General features: G+C 65.8%; 15 protein-coding genes and 3 tRNA genes. 1 reads left to right on the top strand and 17 read right to left on the bottom strand.

The features are described from left to right. Nucleotides 1–49 precede the first annotated feature (49 nt). From VQ065_RS08515 to VQ065_RS08505, 3 genes are all read right to left on the bottom strand, one after another. Entirely contained in the window at nucleotides 50–325 is a 276-nt protein-coding gene (locus VQ065_RS08515) for a phage holin family protein (RefSeq protein ID WP_003085989.1), read from the bottom strand. Continuing rightward, nucleotides 318–692 (bottom strand): phage holin family protein, encoded by a 375-nt coding sequence (locus tag VQ065_RS08510; protein WP_003085986.1) that lies wholly within the window; start codon nucleotides 690–692, stop codon nucleotides 318–320. The genes VQ065_RS08515 and VQ065_RS08510 overlap by 8 nt, the downstream gene beginning before the upstream one ends. Before the next feature lie 164 nt (nucleotides 693–856). Further along, entirely contained in the window at nucleotides 857–1,387 is a 531-nt protein-coding gene (locus VQ065_RS08505; protein WP_003085984.1) for a hypothetical protein, read from the bottom strand. A 170-nt stretch (nucleotides 1,388–1,557) separates the two neighbouring features. Here VQ065_RS08505 and alpR point away from each other — a divergent pair, with 170 nt between their 5' ends. Next, nucleotides 1,558–2,271, top strand: a complete 714-nt coding sequence (gene alpR / locus VQ065_RS08500; RefSeq protein WP_003085982.1) for a transcriptional regulator AlpR — start codon at nucleotides 1,558–1,560, stop codon at nucleotides 2,269–2,271. Between the two features lie 97 nt (nucleotides 2,272–2,368). Here the strand turns inward: alpR and VQ065_RS08495 are convergent. From VQ065_RS08495 to aruC, 14 genes are all read right to left on the bottom strand, one after another. Beyond that, nucleotides 2,369–2,445 (bottom strand) — tRNA-Arg (locus VQ065_RS08495). 111 nt (nucleotides 2,446–2,556) lie between these two features. Continuing rightward, a tRNA-Arg gene (locus VQ065_RS08490) sits at nucleotides 2,557–2,633 on the bottom strand. A 117-nt stretch (nucleotides 2,634–2,750) separates the two neighbouring features. Then, a tRNA-Ser gene (locus VQ065_RS08485) sits at nucleotides 2,751–2,841 on the bottom strand. A gap of 61 nt (nucleotides 2,842–2,902) precedes the next feature. Continuing rightward, nucleotides 2,903–3,088, bottom strand: coding sequence for a carbon storage regulator CsrA (gene csrA, locus VQ065_RS08480; protein ID WP_003085981.1), 186 nt, complete (start codon nucleotides 3,086–3,088; stop codon nucleotides 2,903–2,905). Nucleotides 3,089–3,272: 184 nt separating this feature from the next. Beyond that, on the bottom strand, nucleotides 3,273–4,511 hold the full coding sequence (locus VQ065_RS08475; RefSeq protein ID WP_003085971.1) for an aspartate kinase: 1,239 nt from the start codon (nucleotides 4,509–4,511) through the stop codon (nucleotides 3,273–3,275). A gap of 147 nt (nucleotides 4,512–4,658) precedes the next feature. After that, complete coding sequence (alaS, locus tag VQ065_RS08470) at nucleotides 4,659–7,283, bottom strand: alanine--tRNA ligase (protein ID WP_003085968.1); 2,625 nt, start codon at nucleotides 7,281–7,283, stop codon at nucleotides 4,659–4,661. Nucleotides 7,284–7,404: 121 nt separating this feature from the next. Then, complete coding sequence (gene ltaE / locus VQ065_RS08465; protein ID WP_003085964.1) at nucleotides 7,405–8,409, bottom strand: low-specificity L-threonine aldolase; 1,005 nt, start codon at nucleotides 8,407–8,409, stop codon at nucleotides 7,405–7,407. 144 nt (nucleotides 8,410–8,553) lie between these two features. Then, on the bottom strand, nucleotides 8,554–9,552 hold the full coding sequence (astE, locus tag VQ065_RS08460; protein WP_003085962.1) for a succinylglutamate desuccinylase: 999 nt from the start codon (nucleotides 9,550–9,552) through the stop codon (nucleotides 8,554–8,556). A gap of 13 nt (nucleotides 9,553–9,565) precedes the next feature. Then, nucleotides 9,566–9,856: a hypothetical protein gene (locus tag VQ065_RS08455; protein WP_003085959.1), complete on the bottom strand. Its 291-nt coding sequence runs from the start codon at nucleotides 9,854–9,856 to the stop codon at nucleotides 9,566–9,568. A gap of 13 nt (nucleotides 9,857–9,869) precedes the next feature. Then, the gene (gene astB, locus VQ065_RS08450; RefSeq protein ID WP_003085956.1) at nucleotides 9,870–11,216 is read right to left on the bottom strand and encodes an N-succinylarginine dihydrolase; all 1,347 of its coding nucleotides are present in this window, start codon (nucleotides 11,214–11,216) and stop codon (nucleotides 9,870–9,872) included. After that, a complete protein-coding gene (astD, locus tag VQ065_RS08445) occupies nucleotides 11,213–12,679 on the bottom strand; it encodes a succinylglutamate-semialdehyde dehydrogenase (protein ID WP_003085953.1) in 1,467 nt (488 codons plus the stop codon). Before astD ends, astB begins: the two co-directional genes overlap by 4 nt. A 42-nt stretch (nucleotides 12,680–12,721) precedes the next feature. After that, entirely contained in the window at nucleotides 12,722–13,744 is a 1,023-nt protein-coding gene (gene astA, locus VQ065_RS08440; RefSeq protein ID WP_003085952.1) for an arginine N-succinyltransferase, read from the bottom strand. A gap of 11 nt (nucleotides 13,745–13,755) precedes the next feature. Continuing rightward, nucleotides 13,756–14,772: an arginine/ornithine succinyltransferase subunit alpha gene (gene aruF, locus VQ065_RS08435; protein ID WP_003085950.1), complete on the bottom strand. Its 1,017-nt coding sequence runs from the start codon at nucleotides 14,770–14,772 to the stop codon at nucleotides 13,756–13,758. A 198-nt stretch (nucleotides 14,773–14,970) separates the two neighbouring features. Beyond that, entirely contained in the window at nucleotides 14,971–16,191 is a 1,221-nt protein-coding gene (gene aruC, locus VQ065_RS08430; RefSeq protein WP_003085948.1) for a bifunctional succinylornithine transaminase/acetylornithine aminotransferase, read from the bottom strand. Between the last annotated feature and the right edge of the window lie 118 nt (nucleotides 16,192–16,309).

Below are 16,309 nucleotides of genomic sequence, written 5' to 3'. Positions count from 1 at the left end.
CGACGCGGCGGATACAACCGCCGGCCAGGCCGGAGCGAAGTGCGTTCGTTCAATGCAGGCGCAGGACCCGCGCCAGGTTGCCACGCGCCTGCAACAGCAGGACCAGCAGCACCAGCAGTACCCCGAGCATCCACGGCGAGAGGTGCTCGGCGCGATACAGCCCGGCCACTATTCCCAGCGCCTGGCAGCCGGTGCACAACGCCAGCAGGTAGGCGCACAGGGAAACGCCGGGGCGGAAACGCGCGCCGGCGCGGCGATAGGTGATCAGGCGCATGCAGATCGCCGAGCAGACCAGCACGGTCAGGGTGGACAGCGGATCAACCATCGGACTTGCCTCCCCGGCGGCGCAACAGCCCGCGCATCCAGTTGGGCAGTTCACCGCCACGCATCCACTCGAGCATGCCGATGCCGCCGGTCACGCACAGGGTCGCGGCGACGAAGGCGGCCATGCCGCTGGTCTGGGTCAACCCGCGGCCGAGCGCCTCGATTCCGGCGTAATAGCCGCCGACCCAGGACACCAGCAGGTAGCCGAGGCGGGTCAGGGCGTTGTAGTCACGGGCGAACACGACAAAGAAGATGGCGCCGCCGAAGCCTCCCAGCAAGGCGTTGCCATCGATACCCGGCAGGTACATGGCCAGGCCGACGCCAGCCATTGCGCTGGCGGCGGAGGCCGCAGAGCTTGGCTCGGACATGGATGACTCCCGGAAATGCAAAGGCCCGCCGAAAAGGCGGGCCCGGAACGGGCGAAGCCCGCATCGGCGGGCTTCGGCCAGAGGAATTTCAATCGTGGAGAATTTATACCTTTATCGTCCCATAGCGTCAATATGGGAAAACCCGTTTTCATACAGAAATTTTTTTAGCGCTCGCCCACGATCCCCACCTCCGCCATCGGCTCCTCCAGTCGCTGCAAGGCCTGGCGCAGCAAAGCGACGACCCGCTCGCGCCATTCCTTGTCCCAGCGATGCAGGGTGCTCTTCGACAGGCCGCTGAGTCGCTCGATCTCGCGGATGCTCGACGGCGGACGACGGAACATGCGCATCAGCAAGGCCAGGGTTGCCCGCTGCTCGATCGGGTCGGCCCCGGGCTTCAGCCAGTCGCGCAAAGCCGCCAGGCCAAGGACGAAATCCCGCCCGCGGGCGAACTCGGCCCGCACCACCGCCAGCTCCAGTGGGTGCGCAGCCAGCTGGCGCTGGGCGAAACGCACGGTCATCACCGCCTGGGCCTGCCATTCGTGCGGACTCAAACCGCTGGGCAGGTGTTCGATGAAGCTGCGATCGAAGCGCTCGCGCAGGCCATCGATCACCATCGCCGTCGACGACTTCGGTCCCGGCTGGTGCTCGAACATCCAGTAGGCCACGGCCAGCGCCTGCTCGGTACTTTGAAACATGGTATTCCCTCCTTGGCCGGCCCACCTGGCTGGCCGCTCGCATTAGCCACCCGCAGTGGCTGTGTTGGGCCGCCGTCCTACCCGAGGCGAGTAGGAAAGCGCTGAAATTATGGTAATACCCATATACGGACGCTTGCAATGCCACAGGTACACCCTTAGTCTTGCCACCTATGGAACTCAAAGATCGCATCAAGGCGGCGCGCAAGCACGCCCATCTCAGCCAGGTCCAGCTTGCCCAGGCGGTAGGCATGACCCAGACCTCCATTTCCGATCTGGAGCGCGGCAAGTCCCGCGCCACCAGCTTCGTCGCGCAGATCGCCGGCGCCTGCGGCGTCAACCCCCTGTGGCTGGCGGAAGGTCGCGGCGAGATGCTCGCCGAGCGCGGCCAGGCGAACGCAGGACCCAATGCCAGTTGGCTTGGCGCAGTAGAGTCATGGGACGACGAAACGCCCCTGGATGCCGACGAGATCGAACTGCCCTTCTACAAGGAGATCGAGCTGTCCGGCGGCAAGGGCAGCACGGTGATCCTGCAGACCGGCGGGCGCAAGCTGCGCTTCGGCAAGTACACCCTGCGCAAGAAGAACATCGATCCGGCCAGTGCCGCCTGCGTCACGGTCAGCGGCAACAGCATGGAGCCGGTGCTGCCGGACGGCAGCACGGTAGGCGTGGACACTAGCGCGCGGACGATCAAGGACGGCGACATGTACGCCTTCGACCACGACGGCCAACTGCGCGTGAAACTGCTCTACCGCCTTCCGGGCGGCGGCCTGCGCATTCGCAGCTTCAACAGCGACGAGCATCCGGACGAGCGCTACGAGCCCCAGGAAGCCGCCGAGCACATCAACGTGATCGGCCGGGTGTTCTGGTACTCGGTGCTGGTCTGACCCCTTCCCGCCCCGCCTGACGACGGGGCCGCGTTCCGGCGGAAGAAAAATCCCGGGCAAAGAAAAAGGGCCTGCATTGCTGCAGGCCCTTTCGGTATGGCGCACTCAGGAGGATTCGAACCTCCGACCGCTCGGTTCGTAGCCGAGTACTCTATCCAGCTGAGCTATGAGTGCGTGTCGGTGCTTTTTCCGGCCACCTGCCGGTAACGCTTGTTTTACCGTGAAAGACCGCAACTGTCGATCCTTCGTCCGTCGAGCCCCTGACGAGAGGAACCCTTCGAAATATGGCGCACTCAGGAGGATTCGAACCTCCGACCGCTCGGTTCGTAGCCGAGTACTCTATCCAGCTGAGCTATGAGTGCGTCGTGGGGGCGCATTATAGATTGTGGATTTTATCCGTCAAGCGATTTTTTCAATCAAATCAGTAACTTAGTTACCAAGATGGCTTTCGCCGCCTGAATCAACCTCTAACACTTGAATGGCGGAGAGGGGGGGATTCGAACCCCCGACACCCTTTTGAGGTGTACTCCCTTAGCAGGGGAGCGCCTTCGGCCACTCGGCCACCTCTCCGCAACACGGGGCGCATGATACCCATCTTTACCCCGTTTGCAAAGGGAAAATTAGATAAAAATTAATGGTTTGGCTCTTGATCTTTCTCTTTCTGGATGCGCTGGTAAATTTCCTCCCGGTGCACGGCGACTTCCTTCGGCGCGTTGACGCCGATGCGCACCTGGTTCCCTTTGACACCCAGTACCGTCACGGTGACGTCGTCACCTACCATCAGGGTCTCTCCGACCCGACGAGTCAGAATCAGCATTCCTTTCTCCTCACGCGAATATTTCAGGACAACAGTCTGCAAAAAAGAAATGGCGGCGGATCCGCAGAAATCAAGAGCGCGATCCTTCACCCAGTATTGACCAGTCCCGCCGGAATGAAAGTTCCTGCCGAACGGTCAAAAACGACAAAAGGCGCGGGGTTGCCGCGCCTTTCGCCTGCCAGCGTCACTCACCCTGTCGCGCCGGCGCGTCGAGCTCGAACGCCGTGTGCAGGGCACGTACCGCCAGTTCCAGGTACTTCTCTTCGATCACCACGGAAACCTTGATTTCCGAGGTGGAGATCATCTGGATGTTGATGCTTTCCTTGGCCAGCGCCTCGAACATGCGGCTGGCCACGCCGGCGTGCGAACGCATGCCGACGCCGACGATGGAAACCTTGGCGATGTTGGTGTCGCCGATGGCTTCGCGCGCGCCGATGTTGGCGGCGGTCTGCTTGAGGATTTCCAGGGCGTTCAGGTAATCGTTGCGATGCACCGTGAAGGTGAAGTCGGTGGTGTTATCGTGCGCCACGTTCTGCACGATCATGTCGACTTCCACATTGGCGGCACTGATCGGCCCGAGGATCTTGAAGGCCACGCCGGGGGTATCGGGTACGCCACGGATGGTCAGCTTGGCTTCGTCGCGGTTGAAGGCGATGCCGGAGATGATCGGCTGTTCCATGGATTCCTCTTCATCATCGATAGTAATGAGGGTGCCCGGACCCTCCTGGAAGCTGTGCAGCACGCGCAGCGGAACGTTGTACTTGCCGGCGAACTCGACCGCCCGGATCTGCAGCACCTTGGAACCGAGGCTGGCCATTTCCAGCATTTCCTCGAAGGTGATCTTGTCCAGCCGGCGGGCCTGCGGCACTACGCGCGGATCGGTGGTGTAGACGCCGTCGACGTCGGTGTAGATCTGGCATTCGTCGGCCTTCAACGCCGCCGCCAGGGCCACCCCGGTGGTATCGGAACCGCCGCGGCCCAGCGTGGTGATGTTGCCGTTGCCGTCGACGCCCTGGAAACCGGCGACCACCACTACCCTGCCGGCCTTGAGGTCGGCGCGGATGTGGGTGTCGTCGATGTGCAGGATGCGCGCCTTGGTGTGTGCGCTGTCGGTGAGGATACGCACCTGGTTGCCGGTATAGGAGACCGCCGGCACGCCGCGCTTGATCAGAGCCATGCTGAGCAGGGCGATGGTCACCTGCTCTCCGGTCGAGACCATGACGTCCAGTTCGCGCGGAACCGGCTGCTCCATGATCTGGTTGGCCAGGCCGATCAGACGGTTGGTCTCGCCGCTCATGGCGGATACCACCACGACGACGTCATCGCCCGCTTCGCGGAATTTCTTCACCTTCTCGGCCACCTGCTCGATACGCTCGACGGTGCCGACGGAGGTCCCTCCAAACTTCTGTACGATCAAAGCCATTTCAAACCGCCTGATTCCGTGAAGGGCGCCCTTTTGAACCTGCCACATTCTTTCGCTACCCGGACTGGCGGGGCGCACCGCCGGCCGGGCATCAAGGGGCGCTGGCCGCCCGGCCCCGCGTCGCTCTGGCGCGGGGCCAGCATGGCATCAGAGCCCTTGCTCGACGAAGCGCTGGGCCAGGGCCAGGGCCTCGTCCAATTTCGCTGCATTGGTGCCGCCGCCCTGGGCCATATCCGGGCGTCCGCCACCTTTGCCACCAACTGCCGCCGCGGCTTGCTTCATAAGCTCGCCGGCCTTCAGTTGGCCGGTCAGGTCCTGGGTCACGCCTGCGACCAGTACGACCTTCCCGTCCAGCTCGCCGCCGAGCAGGATCACTGCGCGACCGAGCTTGTTCTTCAACTGGTCGACCAGCGCCAGCAGCGCCTTGCCGTCCAGACCATCGAGGCGCGCGGCGAGTACCTTCGCGCCCTTGATTTCCACCGCCGCCGCCGAAAGGTCGTCGCCGGCCGCGCTGGCAGCCTTGGCCTTGAGCTGTTCCAGCTCCTTCTCCAGCGAGCGGTTGCGCTCCAGCAGTGCGCCGAGCTTGTCCAGCAGGTTATCGCGGCTGCCCTTGACCAGGCTGGCGGCTTCCTTGAGCTGCTCCTCGGCACCGTTCAGGTAGGCCAGCGCCGCCGCGCCGGTGACCGCCTCGATACGGCGTACGCCGGCAGCCACGCCACCCTCGCTGGTGATCTTGAACAGGCCGATGTCGCCGGTGCGGGATACGTGGGTGCCACCGCACAGCTCGACGGAGAAATCGCCGCCCATGCTCAGTACGCGCACCTGGTCGCCGTACTTCTCGCCGAACAGCGCCATGGCGCCCTTGGCCTTGGCGGTGTCGATATCGGTTTCCTCGGTCTCGACCTCGGTGTTGCGACGGATTTCGGCGTTGACGATATCCTCCAGGGCCTTCAGTTGTTCCGCCTTGATCGCCTCGAAGTGGCTAAAGTCGAAACGCAGGCGCTGGCTGTCCACCAGCGAGCCCTTCTGTTGTACGTGCTCGCCCAGTACCTGGCGCAGCGCGGCATGCAGCAGGTGGGTCGCGGAGTGGTTGAGCGCGGTGGCCTGGCGTACCGAAGCGTCGACCTCGGCCTTGACCGCGGCGCCGACGCTCAGGTTGCCCCGGGCGACCACGCCGTGGTGCAGGTGCGCGCCGCCGGCCTTGGTGGTATCGCGCACGTCGAAGCGCACGCCAGCCGCCTCGAGGTAGCCACTGTCGCCGACCTGGCCGCCGGACTCGGCGTAGAACGGCGTCTGGTCGAGGACCACGACGCCCTCCTCGCCCTCCTCCAGGCGCTCGACGGCCTGGCCGTCCCTGAACAGCGCGACGATCTGTCCAGCGCCGGAGACCCCCTGGTAGCCGAGGAAGCGGGTCTCGCCGTCGACCTTGACCAGGCTGTTGTAGTCCATGCCAAAGGCGCTGGAAGCGCGGGCGCGCTCGCGCTGGGCCTCCATCTCGCGCTCGAAGCCGTCCTCGTCGATGGTCAGCTCGCGCTCGCGGGCGATGTCATTGGTCAGGTCGACCGGGAAGCCATAGGTGTCGTACAGCTTGAACACCACGTTGCCGGGAATCACGCTGCCCTGCAGTTCGGCGAGGTCCTGTTCGAGGATCTTCAGGCCTTGCTCCAGGGTCTTGGCGAACTGCTCTTCCTCGGTCTTCAGCACGCGCTCGATGTGTGCCTGCTGTTGCTTCAGCTCGGGGAAGGCATCGCCCATCTCGGCGACCAGCGCTGCGACGATCTTGTGGAAGAAGGTGCCCCTGGCGCCCAGCTTGTTGCCGTGGCGGCAGGCGCGGCGGATGATCCGCCGCAAGACGTAGCCGCGACCTTCGTTGGACGGCAGCACGCCGTCGGCGATCAGGAAGCTGCAGGAACGGATGTGGTCGGCTACCACCTTCAGCGACGGCGCGTCGTCGTTGGCGCAGCCGATGGCCTCGGCGGAGGCTTTCAGCAGGTTCTGGAACAGGTCGATCTCATAGTTCGAGTGCACGTGCTGGAGTACCGCGCTGACGCGCTCCAGGCCCATGCCGGTGTCCACGCTCGGCGCCGGCAGCGGGTGCATGACGCCGTCCGCGGTGCGGTTGAACTGCATGAACACGTTGTTCCAGATCTCGATGTAGCGGTCGCCGTCCTCTTCCGGCGAACCGGGCGGGCCGCCCCAGATCTCCGGCCCATGGTCGAAGAAGATCTCGGTGCAGGGACCGCAAGGTCCGGTATCGCCCATCGCCCAGAAGTTGTCGGACGCATAGGGCGCGCCCTTGTTGTCGCCGATCCGCACCATACGCTCGGCGGGCACGCCGACTTCCTTGGTCCAGATGTCGTAGGCCTCGTCGTCGGTGGCGTAGACGGTGACCCAGAGCTTTTCCTTGGGCAGGTTCAGCCATTTCTCGCCGGTGAGGAACTCCCAGGCGTAATGGATGGCGTCGCGCTTGAAATAGTCGCCGAAACTGAAGTTGCCCAGCATTTCGAAGAAGGTGTGGTGCCGCGCGGTGTAGCCGACGTTTTCCAGGTCGTTGTGCTTGCCGCCGGCGCGCACGCATTTCTGGCTGGTGGTCGCACGGGTGTAGGCGCGCTTTTCCAGGCCGAGGAAGCAGTCCTTGAACTGGTTCATGCCCGCGTTGGTGAACAGCAGGGTCGGATCGTTCGCCGGGATCAGCGAACTGGAAGCGACACGGGTGTGTCCCTTCTCTTCGAAGAAGCGGAGGAAGGCTTCACGGATTTCAGCGCTTTTCATAGGTTCTTCCACGGAAAATTGGCGGCCACGAATCGCCGGCAAAGGGCCGCATTATATCGGCCCTTGGGCAAGGTTGTAGTGTATTTGCGCGATAGTTATTGCCTATTGCCGACCTTTTCGCTTATGAGCGACGAAAGGCCGCGAAGGCATCCAGTACTTGTCCTATGGACTCGGCGGAAACGTCCAGGTGGGTGACCAGGCGCAAACGCGCCGCCGCGCTGATCCGCACCTCGCGCTCGGCGAGGAAGTCGCGCAGCGCGACCGCCCGCTCGCCGACATCGACGTAGACCATGTTGGTCTGCACCGGCTCCACCGCATAGCCCAGTTCGCGCAGCCCGTCGCCCAGGCGCGCGGCGTTGGCGTGGTCGTCGGCCAGGCGTGCCATCTGGTGATCGAGGGCGTACAGGCCGGCAGCCGCCAGCAGACCGGCCTGGCGCATCCCGCCGCCGACCATCTTGCGCCAGCGACGGGCCTTGCCGATCAGTTCGACGCTGCCGCAAAGCACCGAGCCCACCGGCGCACCGAGGCCCTTGGACAGGCACACCGACACCGAGTCGAAGTGCCGGGTGATTTCGCTGGCGTCTACGCCCAGCTTCACCGCCGCGTTGTACAGGCGCGCGCCATCCAGGTGCAGGGCCAGGCCACGCGCGCGAGTGAAAGCGCGCGCCGCGGCCAGGTAGTCGAGCGGCAGCACCTTGCCCTGCATGGTGTTTTCCAGGGCCAGCAGGCGGGTCCTGGCGAAATGGAAGTCGTCGGCCTTGATCGCCGCCGCGACCTTGTCCAGGTCGAGCGATCCGTCGGCCTCGCCGTCGATCGGCTGCGGCTGGATCGAGCCCAGCACCGCGGCACCGCCGCCCTCGTATTTGTAGGTATGCGCCTGCTGGCCGACGATGTATTCGTCGCCGCGCTCGCAGTGGGCCATCAATCCGAGCAGGTTGCTCATGGTCCCGGTCGGTACGAAGAGCGCCGCGGCGAAGCCCAGGCGCGCCGCCAGTTCGGCCTCCAGGCGGTTGACCGTAGGGTCCTCGCCATAGACGTCGTCGCCCAGTTCGGCCGCGGCCATGGCTTCGCGCATGCCGGCGGTGGGCTGGGTGACGGTGTCGCTGCGCAGGTCGATGACAGGCACGGAGGGCTCCTCGGTTCGGCGGAAAAGCCCGATCCTACGGCGCTCTACCGACAGCCACAAGGGACGTCGGGAAATCTTCCCGGCCGCAACGGAAACGGAGCGCCGAAGCGCTCCGTCATGATCGAGAGGGAAGGCCGATACGTCTCAGAGCTTGGCCGGCACCACCAGGATTCCGGCGCGCAGGCCGTTCTTCACCCGCGGATTGGGGAAGATGATGCGCGCGCCGACCTCCTCCACCACCCAGCGCGTGCCGCCGATATCCTCGGCCAGCAGGTAGCCCGGCGAGAGTTCGGTGAAGTTGGCCACGTCGTCGTCGAGGTGCAGGCGGAAGTGGTCGCTGTGCTTGATCACCTCGCGCGACACGCTGAACAGCTTGAGGCCATCGAGTCGGGAGCCGTCCGGCTGTTCCTCGCTGCCGTCGATCAGCAGCTCCAGGCTCCGCTCCAGGCGCTCCAGGTTGACCTCCTGGTTCTCTCCGAACGGACGTGCCTTGCCCAGTTCCAGGGTAAAGGCCTCGGCGCCGAGCTGGCCGTAGGTGTAGGCGCTGAAGGTGATGCCCGGCTTGTTCTGCAACAGCACCGCCTCGATGCCGGCGTCGCGCAGGCGGGCCAGTTCGCTGCGGGAATGCTCGCGGCCCTCGGCCCAGGGGTAGAGGGCGAACTGCTCGATCTTCGAGCCGCGGATCGCGGTATGCAGGTCGTAGTGCAGGTGGACTCGCTCGGTCTTGCTGAAGAACACCTGGGCCAGGCGCTCCAGCTCGGCGGCACGGAAGGCCTCGTTGCCGCTGCCCTCCTCGTGGCGACCGTTGAACAGGCGGTTCATGTCCTGTTCGACGTAGCGCTCGCCGCGGCGGATGGCCTCGGGATTGCCGAACAGGAAGAGGACCCTGGCGGCAGGCTTGAGGGTGCCCGCGGCGACCTTGCGGATCAGCCGTTCGAGCAGTTCGATGGGCGCGGTCTCGTTGCCGTGGATACCGGCCGAGAGCAACAGGTCGACGCCGTTGTCGCGGGCGCCGATCGGCGTGACTTCCAGCGCGCCCTCGGCCAGCCAGTGCAGGCGGGTGCCGTCGGCGGTGAGCTGGATCTTCTCGGTCGGCTCGCGGCCGGCCAGGGTCAAGTCGAGCAGTTTGCCGAGGGCGAGCATGGGATGTCCTCAGTCAGTGGGTGTGGTCGCAGCCGCAGTCGGGGCCGTGCTCGTGGTCGTCGCCCTCTTCGATCGGCTCCATCTCCAGTTGCAGGCTGACCAGGTTGGTCGCCATCGGCCGCAGCAGCAGGTTGGTGTATTCGGTATCGCCGTCTTCGACGTCGACGCCGATCAGCAACTGGCCGTTGCCGGCTTGCTGGACCCACACTTCCTTGCCCTGCCAGACCACGGCGAAACGGGTGCAGGAAGTTTCCAGCTGGGTGCCGTCGGTATCTTCGAGGATCAGTTGCAGGCTATCGGACATGGTGGCGAGGCTCTCAATCGAGTTGGAAGGAATAAACCGAGCCCAGTTTAAGGATCTGCGTCAGTTCATCCAATGCCGTCCGGCACTCCAGCAGCAGTTGCGGGTCGGCCAGGTCGGTTTCGCTCAGGCGGTCGCGGTAGTGCCGGTCGACCCAGGCTACCAGCGTGTCGTACAGGCCGGCGCTCATGATCACCCCCGGATTCACCGCCGCCAGCTCCCGCTCCTGCAGCGCCACGCGCAAGCGCAGGCAGGCCGGGCCGCCGCCGTTCTGCATGCTCTGCTTGAGGTCGAAGACCTTCACTTCGCGGATCGGGCCGTCGTCGCCGGTGAGCTGGTCCAGGTAGTTCCAGACCCGCGGGTTGTTCCGACACTCCTCCGGTACCACCAGCAGCATCGAACCGTCGGCCTTCGACAGCAGTTGGCTGTTGAACAGATAGGACTTCACCGCGTCCTCCACCGCGACCTGGTCGCGCGGCACGCAGATGGCGCGGAAGCGGCCGCCGCGGCGGCCAAGCTTGTCGTGCAGTTCGGCAAGGACCTTCTCGGTATCGAGGAAGGCGTCCTCGTGATGGAACAGCACCTCGCCATTGCCCACCGAGATCACATCGTTGTGGAACACGCCCTGGTCAATTACCGCCGGGTTCTGTTGAGCGTAGACCACTCCGGCCTCGCTCAGCCCGTGCAGGCGCGCGACCGCCTGGCAGGCTTCCAGGGTCTGGCGCGCCGGATAGCGTTGCGGCGCCGGGAAGCGACTGTCGAAGGCGCTGCGACCGAAGACGAAGAACTCCACGCCGGCATCGCCATAGTCCTTGCAGAAGCGCGTGTGGTTGGCCGCGCCTTCGTCGCCGAACTGGCTCACCGCCGGCAGCGCCGCGTGATGGGCGAAATGCCGCTCGTCGTTGAACATCGCCGCCAGCACGCGGCTGGTGGTGGGATGCTCGATGGATCGGTGGAACTTGCAGTTCAGGTTGGCCGCGGTGAAATGCACGCGGCCGTCGGCGGTGTCGGCGCTCGGGCTGACCGTGGCGGCATTGGCAGTCCACATGCTCGACGCCGAACTGCAGGCGGCGAGGAGAGGCATCGCTTCCTTCGCCGCGCGGCGGATCACCTCCTCGTCGCTGCCGGAGAAGCCCAGGCTACGTAGCGCAGCGGTATCCGGGCGGGCTTGCGGGGCGAGCACCCCCTGCTTGAAACCCATCTCCATCAGCGCCTTCATCTTCGCCAGGCCCTGCTTCGCCGCTTCCTTCGGGTTGGACACCGCCTGGCTGTTGCTTTGCGAAGCGACATTGCCGTAGGACAGGCCGCCGTAGTTGTGGGTCGGGCCGACCAGGCCGTCGAAATTCACTTCATGGGCATTCATAGGCTGATCCCGGGAGTCAGGGTGGCAGGAAGGGACACGCTGGGGCTTTCCAGCGAGGCGACCGGATAGGCGCAGTAATCGGCGGCGTAGTAGGCGCTCGGCCGGTGGTTGCCGGACGCGCCGATACCGCCGAACGGCGCGCTGCTGGCGGCGCCGGTGAGCTGCTTGTTCCAGTTGACGATGCCGGCACGGCTTTCCACGAGGAACTGCTCGAAACGCTCGCGGGAATCCGACAGCAGCCCGGCGGCCAGGCCGTACTGGGTGGCGTTGGCTTCACGGATCGCCGCAGCGAAATCGGAGTAGCGGATCACTTGCAACAACGGCCCGAAGAACTCTTCGTCCGGTCGCTCGGCCACCGTGCTGACGTCGAGGATGCCCGGGGTCAGCAGGGCGGCGCCGTCGATCGGCTGGGTCATCGCCAGCAGCGGCTGTGCGCCCTTGCCGATCAAATGCTCCTGGGCCTTGAGCAGGTGCTCGGCGGCGCTCAGCGAAATCACCGCGCCCATGAACGGCGCCGGCTGTTCGTCGAAGCGGCCGACCCGCAGGGTAGCGCTGACCGCCACCAGGCGCGCCAGCAGTGCGTCGCCCCAGGCGCCCTGCGGCACCAGCAGGCGGCGGGCGCAGGTGCAGCGCTGGCCGGCGGAGATGAAGGCGGACTGGATGATGGTGTAGACGGCGGCGTCGAGGTCGGCGACCTCCTCCACCACCAGCGGGTTGTTGCCGCCCATCTCCAGCGCCAGGATTTTCTGCGGCTGGCCGCCGAACTGGCTGTGCAGCAGGTTGCCGGTGCGACTGGACCCGGTGAAGAACAGACCGTCGAGCCCACGGTGGGCGGCCAGCGCGACGCCGGTTTCGCGACCGCCCTGGACCAGGTTGAGCACGCCGGCCGGCAGGCCGGCCTCGATCCAGGCCTTGAGCGTCAGCTCGGCGACCTTCGGGGTCAGCTCGCTGGGCTTGAACACCACGCAGTTACCGGCCAGCAGCGCCGGGACGATATGCCCGTTGGGCAGGTGGCCGGGGAAATTGTAGGGACCGAATACCGCCACCACGCCATGCGGCTTGTGCCGCAGCACGGCGGTGGCGTCGGCCAGCGGACCGGACTTCTCGCCGGTGCGCTCGCGGAACGCCTGCACCGAGATCGCCACCTTGTTGACCATGCTGGTCACTTCGGTGGCCGACTCCCACAGCGGCTTGCCGGTTTCCTCGCCGATCGCCCGGGCCAGCTCGTCGGCGCGGGACTTGAGGGTGGCAGCGAAGCGCTCGAGCAACTCGATGCGCTGCTCCAGCGGGCGCCGCGCCCAGGCCGGGAAGGCCTCGCGGGCGGCGTGCACGGCGGCATCGACCTGGGCGGCGTCAGCGCCGCGCCCGGACCAGACCACGCCCTGGCCAACCGGGTCGAGGGACTCCAGGGTCTCGCCCTGGCCCGCCAGCCACTGGCCGGCAATGTAATGGGTACTCATCATCGACTCCTCGGGCGCCCTCGCCGGGACGCCTCCATCAGGCTTTCAAGCGCGTTTCTGCGCCGACAGCGGCACCGCGCGTACCGAGGCGCCGGCCGACAGGCGCAGGCGCTTGGCGGTCAGCGGATCGACCACCAGGGTGCCGGCGGCGGCCCGCGCCGGCGCGGCGGTGATGCGACAGTCTTCGCGCTTGCGGTTGTGGATCAGGTAGGGCTCGGCGTCGTCGCCGGGAGTGCCCACCGCCAGCACCAGGTTCTGGCTCTCGGCGATGGCGCGGATCTTGTCGGTCTCGGCCTCGATCGCCGGGCCGGCGTCGAAGATGTCGACGTAGCCCTGGTAGCTGAAGCCCTCGGCCTTGAGCATGGCCAGCGCCGGCTCGGTGTTCGGATGGACGCGGCCGATCACCCCGCGCGCCTCCTCGGAGAGGAAGCAGGTGTAGAGCGGGAACTTCGGCATCAGCTCGGCGATGAAGGCCTTGTTGCCGACCCCGGTGAGGTAGTCGGCCTGGGAGAATTCCATCTTGAAGAAGTGCCGGCCGAGGCTTTCCCAGAATGGCGAACGCCCCTCCTCGTCGGACATGCCGCGCATCTCGGCGATCAGCTTGTCGCCGAACAGGTGGCGGAATTCGGCGATGAACAGGAAGCGCGCGCGCGACAGCAGCTTGCCGTTGAGGCCGCTGCGGTGGTTGGCGTGGAGGAACAGCGAGCACAGCTCGGAATTGCCGGTCAGGTCGTTGGCCAGGAACAGCGTGGGGATCTCGCGATGGATGTTGAGTTCCTGCGAGGCGCTCACGGTGAGGCCGACCCGGTAGTTGTACCAGGGTTCGCGAAGCCCTACCGCTCCGGCGATGGCGGAGATGCCGACGACCTTGCCGGCGTCGTCCTCGAGGACGAACAGGTAGTCGGCGTCGCCGCGTTCGGCCTCGCCACGGAAGGCCTTCTCGGCCCAACTGACGCGATGCTGCAGGCGCTGCTCGTTGGCCGGCAGGGTGGTCAGGCCGGTGCCGGTGCTGCGCGCCAGCTCGATCAGGGCCGGCAGGTCGGCGCTGGTAACAGGACGTACGATCATGACTGGCTCCTTCAGACCGCTACCAGGCGCACGCTGGCGCCTTCGCCGACGCCCAGGGCCTCGGCGGCTTCAACACTCAGGGCCACCGGCTTGCCGGGCGCCCAGTCCAGGTCCAGCACGACCGCGCGGAAGTCCTGCAACTGGCCGTTGGTGACCAGGTATGGACGCCCGCTCTTCGGCGCCTCGCCGATCTTCACCGGAACCACCCGGCTCTGGGCGATCGAGCGAATCCCCGAGGTGCGCGCGTGCAGGGTCGGGCCGCCATCGAAGATGTCGATGTAGTTGTCGGTCTCGAAGCCTTCGCGCATCAGGATGTCGAAGGTGATCTGCGCTCGCGGGTGAACCTGGCCCATGGATTCCTGGGCGGCATCCGGCAACAGCGGCACGTAGATCGGATAGTGCGGCATCAGTTCGGCGAGGAAGGTGCGGCTCTTCAGCCCGGAGAGCTTTTCCGCCTCGATGTAGTTCAGGTCGAAGAAGTTGCGCCCGACCGCGTTCCAGAACGGCGATTCGCCCTGCTCGTCGCTGTAGCCGACGATCTCCACCACCACCGCGTCGGCGAAGCGCTCCGGATGGCTGGCCATGAACAGCAGGCGACCGCGCGAGTTGAGTTCGGCATAGACGCTCTGCACCAGGTCGCGCTGTACGTAGAAACTGGTCAGCAGGCTGTTGCCGGTAAGGTCGTGGCACAGCGAGAGGACATGGATCTTGTTGTGGATCGACAGCGAGCGCGAGGCGTGCACGAAGGTTTCGTTGCGGAAGCTGTAGAACGGTTCCGAGAACCCGGCCGAGGCGACGATCGCCGAGCAGCCGACCAGCTCGCCGCTGGCGCTGTCCTCGAGGACGAAGAAATAGCTTTCCTCGCCGTTGTAGCTCACCTCCGCGGCGAACGAGGCCTCGGAAGCGAGGATCTTGTCGCGCAGGCGTTCGGCGTCATCCGGCAAGGACGTGACGCCTACCGGGCTGTCCGCCGCCAGACGCTGCACCTGTGGCAGGTCGGCCGCTTGGGCGGGGCGCATCACCAACATGGCGTCACTCCTTTCTCAGACAACGATGATTGCCGCATCCATGCGCGGGACCGCGGCACCTTCCTGTGCCACGGTTTCGAACGTCCAGCAGGGAATATCCCGCGCCACGCACGGCGGCACGGTTCCCGGCTCCGGCGCGGGCCGCTCCGGGATGTCGCATCGGGTACCCCGGCCTGCGCCGGGGCTCCGTGGGTTCGCTCAGCCGCGGACCAGCTTGGCCACGGCGCGCTCGAAGCGCTCCAGGCCTTCGTCGATCTCGGCGTCGTCGATCACCAGGCTCGGCGCGAAGCGCACCACGTCCGGGCTGGCCTGGAGCACCATGACCGCCTCTTTCTCGGCGGCGTTGAGCACATCCCTGGCCTTGCCCTTCCACTCGTCGGTCAGCGCCGCGCCGATCAGCAGACCCATGCCGCGAATCTCGCCGAAGATGCCGTACTCCTGGCCGATCTTCTGCAGGCGGGACTTGAAGCGCTCATGCTTGGCCTTCACGCCATCCAGCACTTCCGGGGTATTGATCACGTCCAGCGCCGCCTCGGCCACCGCCGACGCCAGCGGGTTGCCGCCGTAGGTGGTGCCGTGGGTGCCGACCGACAGGTGCTTGGCGATCTCGCCGGTGGTCAGCATCGCACCGATAGGGAAGCCGCCGCCCAGGCTCTTGGCGCTGGAGAGGATGTCCGGGACCACGCCGTAGTGCATGTAGGCGAACAGCTCGCCGACCCGGCCCATGCCGCTCTGGACCTCGTCGAAGACCAGCAGCGCGTTGTGCTCGTCGCACAGCTTGCGCGCCCCTTCCAGGTAGGCCTGCTGCGCCGGCAGCACGCCGCCCTCGCCCTGGATCGGTTCCAGCACCACGGCGCAGGTCTTGTCGGAGATCGCCGCCTTCAGCGCTTCCAGGTCGTTGTAGGGAACGTGGGTGATACCCTCGAACTTGGGCCCGAAGCCATCGGAATACTTGGGCTGGCCGCCGACGTTGACGGTGAACAGGGTGCGCCCGTGGAAGCTGTTGCTGGCGGCGATGATCTCGTACTTCTGCGGGCCGTAGACATCGTTGGCGTAGCGGCGAGCCAGCTTGAAGGCCGCCTCGTTGGCCTCGGCGCCGGAGTTGGCGAGGAACACCCGCTCGGCGAAGGTGGCGTCCACCAGCTTGCGCGCCAGGCGCAGGGCCGGCTCGTTGGTGAAGACGTTGGAAACGTGCCAGATGCGCTGGGCCTGCTCGGTGAGCGCCTTGACCAGCGCCGGATGCGCGTGGCCCAGGGAGGTCACGGCGATGCCGCCGGCGAAATCGATCAGTTCGCGGCCGCTCTGGTCCCAGACGCGCGATCCCTCGCCTCGCACCGGGATGAAGGCGGCGGGGGCGTAGTTGGGGACCATATACCGGTCGAAATCGGCACGTTCTACCTGCGCATGGGGAGCGGACATCGGTGTTTCTCCTGCCTGAAGGCGGCTATCGATGAAAGGATTGTAGGGATTGGGACCGGGCCGGCATTGCCGCCATGCGACAACTTGTTATAGCGCCACCCCGGGAATTTCCGCGGCT

It is taken from the genome of Pseudomonas sp. KBN10P06128 (assembly GCF_037574945.1).
GTDB classification, from domain to species: domain Bacteria; phylum Pseudomonadota; class Gammaproteobacteria; order Pseudomonadales; family Pseudomonadaceae; genus Pseudomonas; species Pseudomonas aeruginosa.
The sequence above is the reverse complement of the archived record's forward strand: the minus strand, read 5'-3'. Positions and strand labels throughout refer to the sequence as shown.